The following is a 5082-nucleotide window of genomic DNA, read 5'->3' as shown; positions in this document are numbered from 1 at the left end:
TGGGCCCGCTGGTATGTAGCGCTGGCCGAGTTGGGTTTGTCTACACCTGCCCCCCCCACCGCCACGGGGGGGCGCGCGCGCGCCCCCGCCCCCAGGACGTGGAAGACGTCTCGGTCGTCGCCGACGCCCGGCGGGCGGCCGAGCAGCTCCCGGTGCCCCCGGCCCGGCCCGACGTCGTCGGCGCGCACCGGGAGCACGAGGACGACGACAAGGCCGCCGCCGCGCCGCCCGTGCTCGAACTCCTGCTGTACCACGAGGAGGAGCGGGCCGCGGCGCGCGCTTCCGGTGACGTGCGGCTGGCGAACCGGGCGCTGGTCGACGTCGTCCGCGACCTGGACGTGCTGCTGGACAGCACGGAGGAGCACCTGAGGCAGACCGGCGACCGGAGGTCGCGGCAGCGGGTGCGCGACGCGGTGCCGCGCCTGGTGGCGATCTCGGCGGTCGCGGTCATGCCGTTGGCCGTGGTGGCCGGGTTCCTCGACCTGCCGCCCGACCGGGTCGACGCCGTGGTGGCCTCGCTGGCCCGGCACGGCGACCTCGACCCCGCCGGACGACGACGAGCGCTCCAGCAGGTCCAGTGGCTGCGCAACAGCCTGCGGCAGGTGGAGGTCACCGAGGACCACTCGCTGCTGGACCGGGTGCTGGCGTTCGTGTCGAAGTTCGCCCTCCTCGGGTTCGTCGCACTCGCCTCGGCGGCCGCGGGCGCGTTCAGCGTGGGGGAGTCCGTGGTCAAGGAGGTCGTCAAGACGGCGGTGATCGCGTTGGTCGCGGCCGCCCTCCAGGCGAGTGCCGACCACGTGCGCGCCCGACGTGACGGGCAGACCCGACGCGCTGCCGCACAGGCCGCGCACGCCGCGCTGCTCGCGGACCTCGCGGTGGCGGACTCCTTGTGGGCGGAACCGGCCTACGAGGGTGAGCACGCCGTCACGCGGGTGAGGCTGGCCGTCCGCGCGTGCGCCGCCCGCATCACCTCGGTCCCGCTGGACTGGCCGGACAAGTGGCAGTACTGGGACCTGCTCGACGACGTCGCCGCCGCGCTCGACCGGGCCACGCCGGCCGAACTCCGCTCGCAGGTGCGCAGGCTTCGCGCGTTCGGCCCGCCCGCCTGAGCGTCGCGGACCCCGCTGCGCCCCGCGTCCGGGATGGACCGCTCGGTGAGGACGTCCGCAGGGAGCCGGACCCGACGGACCACTTCGGACTGGCGGGCGGCGCCGGACGTCGAGCTGGGACACTGTGGCGATCGGCTCGCGCGGTGACTGCTGTCCAGGCGCCCCGGGCACCCGGACACCGCACGACGAAGGACGACACCGTGGCACTGCCCTACCCTCCCGACGACGACCACGCCGCGGACCGGTTCGTGAACAACGCGCTGCGCAGCCGTGATCCCGAGGTGTGGCGGGAGCTGACCTCCGACGCCTACGTCGAGCAGACCGGCCGGGTGCTGCTGGGGATGCTGGACCGGATCGCGGCGGACCGCTCCCACCGCAAGGCCGAGCGCGACGCCGCGCGCGCCCGGCTGTCGGCGGGGGAGATCAGCCGCGCCGACCACGACCGCGACCTCGTCGAGGAGGGCGAGCGGGCCAAGAAGACCGCCCACTTCGAGACGCTGGTGCGGGAGCAGCACCGGTTGATCGCGGCCCAGGTGCGCAAGTTGCGCGGTGACGACGTCCGTGACGAGCTGATGAGCCTGGTGGTCGCCCTGGGTTCCGCGATCGACGCCCACCGCGCCGCCGTGCTCGGGGCGGGGACCGAGCCGACCGGTGCGGACCTGGCGCTGTGGGAGCGGCTGGCGGCGCTCGACGTGCCGGGCACGACCGGTGCGACGAGCCGCACGTCGTTGGAGGCGCTGGTCAGGGAGCACGCGGCCCAGCGGGACGACCACGCGCGCGTGCTGGCCGAGATCATCCTCGACCTGACGGGCGACGAGACGTCGGTGGCGCGGGCCGACCTGCTGGACGTGTGGAAGAAGAAGGTCGCGCCGACCCTGACGCCCGAGGAGAAGGCCGACTTCGCGGCCAGGGGCAAGGGCTCGCTGGTGACGGAGAAGCTCAGGAAGGCGATGGGCGCGCTGGAACGGCGGGGCCTGGTCGCGCGGTCCGGTGGGCAGGGCGACCAGCGCCTCGACCTCCTCGACCGCCAGGGCCTCGCGGACCTGGCGGCCACCCGACCGTCGTGACCGCCGGGGTCACCTCGTCGCCGTGACGGCGGGTTTGGGCCTGGTCCGCGACACGGCCACGCCGAGCAGGCACAGGACTCCGCCCCCCAGCGCCACCAGGCCCGGGACCTCGTCGAGCACGGCCCACGACAGCAGCACCACGATCACCGGCACGAGGTAGGTCGTGGCGCCGAGCCTGCCGGTGGTCATGTGGGACAGCGCGTACGCCCACGTGTAGAACGCCAGCGCGGTCGGCAGCAGGCCCAGGTACACGACCGCCACCGTGGCGCTCGCCGGGGCGTCGCGCAGGTCACCGACGAGCTGCCCGCCGAACGGCAGGCACGCGACCGCGCCCACGACGCAGCCGAACGTGGTGGCCTGGAGCGCGGACGCGTGCCGCAGGGCGGGCTTCTGCGCCACCACCCCGACGGCGTAGCCGGCCGCCGCGACGAGGCACAGCAGCGCGCCCCGGGTCGTCGAACCGCCGCTGCCGCTCGACAGCCCGACCGCCGCCACACCGGCGAACGCGATCGCCAGCCCGCCCAGCAGCCGCGGGGGGAAGCCCTCGCGCAGCAGCCAACCGGCCAGGAACGCCACCAGGACCGGGCCGACGCCGACGACCAGCGCGGCCGTCCCGGCGTCCGCGTGCCGCTCGCCCCAGTTCAGCGCCACCATGTACAGCGCGAACCAGAACACCCCGGACCCCGCGATCCCCGGCCAGGCCGCTCTCGGCGGCACCCCGACGCGGCGCACCGCGGCGACCGCACCCAGCGCGACCGCGCCGACCAGCAGCCTGCCCAGCGCCAGCGACCCCGGCTGGAAGTGCGCCCCGGCGTACCGGATGCCGACGAACGCCGACGCCCAAAGCACCATGGTCACGACGACCGCCGCGGCGGCCTTGCCGTCCACACCGCTCCGCTCCACGGGATCAGCCCCCGGCCATCGCGCGGATGTCACGTCGCCGCAGCTTCCCGGTCGGCGTGCGCGGCAGCTCGGTCACGAAGACCACGTCCTCCGGCACCTTGTACCAGGTGAGGGACGCGTGCGCGCCGGCGAGCAGCTCGGCCCGCACCTCCTCCGGTGACGCGTGCTCCTCCAGCGCCACGAACGCGCGCAGGGTCGTGACGCCGGTCCCGCGCCGTGCCGAGCACACCGCCGCCTCGCGCACCGCGGGGTGGCGCATCAGGAAGTCCTCGGTCTCCGCCGGGTGCACGTTCTGGCCGCCGACGATCTCCACGTCGTCCACCCGGCCGTGCAGCCGCACGTACCCGGCCTCGTCGACGGTGGCCGCGTCACCGGTCGGGTACCAGGAGTCCCCGGTGCGCGCCGGCGGGTCGCCGCCCCGGCTCACGCCCGGCGCGATCGTCGGGCCCGCCACCTCCAGCGAGCCCGGCACGTGCGGCGGCACCTCCGCGCCCTCCTCGTCCACGATCCGCATCCGGTACGGCGGCAGGATCCGCCCGATCGTGCGATGACGGCTGTGGCCGATCGCGTTGGCCACCACGGCGTGCCCGATCTCCGTGGTGCCGAAGACGTTCAGCAGCCGCCACCCGAGCAGCCGCCGCAGCCGTTCCTCCAGCACGTCGGGCAGCACCTCGCCGGCCACCACCGCCAGCCGCAGCCCGGACAGCACGGCGTGGTCGGGGTGGCGCACCAGGCGGGCGTAGAAGCTCGGCTGGCCGTAGAACACCGTCACGCCGCGCTCCTCGATGATCCGCAGCGCGTCGGCCTCCGTCGCCCGCGCCCGGGACAGCACGGTGGCGCCCCCGCCGTGCAGCGGTAGGAACACGGAGTTGCCCAGCCCGTAGGCGAAGTACATGCGCGACACCGAGAACGTGACGTCGTCCGGCGTGATCACGACGACCGACCCGATGGCCCGCTCGAACACGCCCGGGTCGCCGTGGGTGTGAAAGCAGAGCTTCGGCTCGCCCGTGGTGCCGGAGGTGAACACGGCGTACGCCGGGGTCTCGGGCGTGACCGGTGCGCAGGGCACGACCCCGTCCACCCGCAGGTCCGCCGGTGCGATCACCTCGGCAGGCGGACCGCCCGGGTCCTCCTCGCACACGACGGCGTCCGGCTCCGCGACCACGAGCGCGCGGCGCAGCTCGGCCGGGTGCAGGGTCGAGTTCACCGGCACCGCGACCGCACCGATCCGCAGCGCGCCGAGGAACGCCCACACCGCGTCGATGCCGTCCGGCAGGACCAGCGCGATCCGGCTGCCCACGCCCAACCCCCGCGCGGAGTACGCGGCGGCGGCCCTGCCCGCGCCCTCGTAGACGTCGACGAACCGGTAGGTCGCGGTGCCGTCGTGGTAGGCGGACCGCTCCAGCCAGCCGCGGTCGTGCGCGAGACGTTCCAGCCGTTCGACCAGGTTCCCGCTGGTGCCCTGATGCTCGCCCAGGGTCGGGTGGCTCACCGACATGATTCCCCCGTCATCACGTCGAAGTGGACGGCCACGATTCCCCCGATCGTCGCCGGCACCGAGGTTGACCGCCGGCGCGGAGGACTGTCAAGCGCTGTTGATCACCGTCCGCCGTCCCGCGCGCCGCCCGAAAACCGAAGTCCCAGGTGGCCACGCCTGGAGTCACACGATTGAGTGAAGAGCCCGAAAACCGGGCCACCGCCGGACATCCGAGATGCGCGACCGGACTCGACTCCTCGGTCGCCGCGGCGATCCCGCATCCCGCCACCGCCGGCACCGGGCACGGTGTGATCGACGGCAGAACTACACAAAGTCACACGACTCCGGACAAGAAATAACGGGATCGGACCTGTACGGCTCGAACGGGCCGGTTGTACGTTCCTGGCGGGCCGCCACCCCTCAGCAGGAACGGTTCACCATGACGAGGAAGCTCAGGGAACGACGTCGTCTCCGAGCGGTTCGCCGCGTGCTCGGCGCGGGTGTGGCCGCGGTGCTCGGGTTCGCC

The 5082-nt window shown here is 74.2% G+C and carries 4 protein-coding genes; 2 read left to right on the top strand and 2 right to left on the bottom strand.

Annotated elements, in window-relative coordinates; genetic code table 11:
* Positions 1-98 precede the first annotated feature (98 nt).
* Positions 99-1109: a hypothetical protein gene (locus tag AB0G02_RS27900; RefSeq protein WP_360799378.1), complete on the top strand. Its 1011-nt coding sequence runs from the start codon at positions 99-101 to the stop codon at positions 1107-1109.
* A gap of 200 nt (positions 1110-1309) precedes the next feature.
* Positions 1310-2176: a hypothetical protein gene (locus AB0G02_RS27895; protein WP_360799375.1), complete on the top strand. Its 867-nt coding sequence runs from the start codon at positions 1310-1312 to the stop codon at positions 2174-2176.
* Between the two features lie 9 nt (positions 2177-2185).
* Here AB0G02_RS27895 and AB0G02_RS27890 read toward each other — a convergent pair whose 3' ends face one another.
* On the bottom strand, positions 2186-3079 hold the full coding sequence (locus AB0G02_RS27890) for a DMT family transporter (protein ID WP_360799372.1): 894 nt from the start codon (positions 3077-3079) through the stop codon (positions 2186-2188).
* A 4-nt stretch (positions 3080-3083) separates the two neighbouring features.
* Positions 3084-4571, bottom strand: coding sequence for an AMP-binding protein (locus AB0G02_RS27885; protein ID WP_360799369.1), 1488 nt, complete (start codon positions 4569-4571; stop codon positions 3084-3086).
* Between the last annotated feature and the right edge of the window lie 511 nt (positions 4572-5082).

This window comes from Actinosynnema sp. NPDC023658, assembly GCF_040639995.1.
Classification (GTDB): domain Bacteria; phylum Actinomycetota; class Actinomycetes; order Mycobacteriales; family Pseudonocardiaceae; genus Actinosynnema.
The sequence above is the reverse complement of the archived record's forward strand: the minus strand, read 5'-3'. Positions and strand labels throughout refer to the sequence as shown.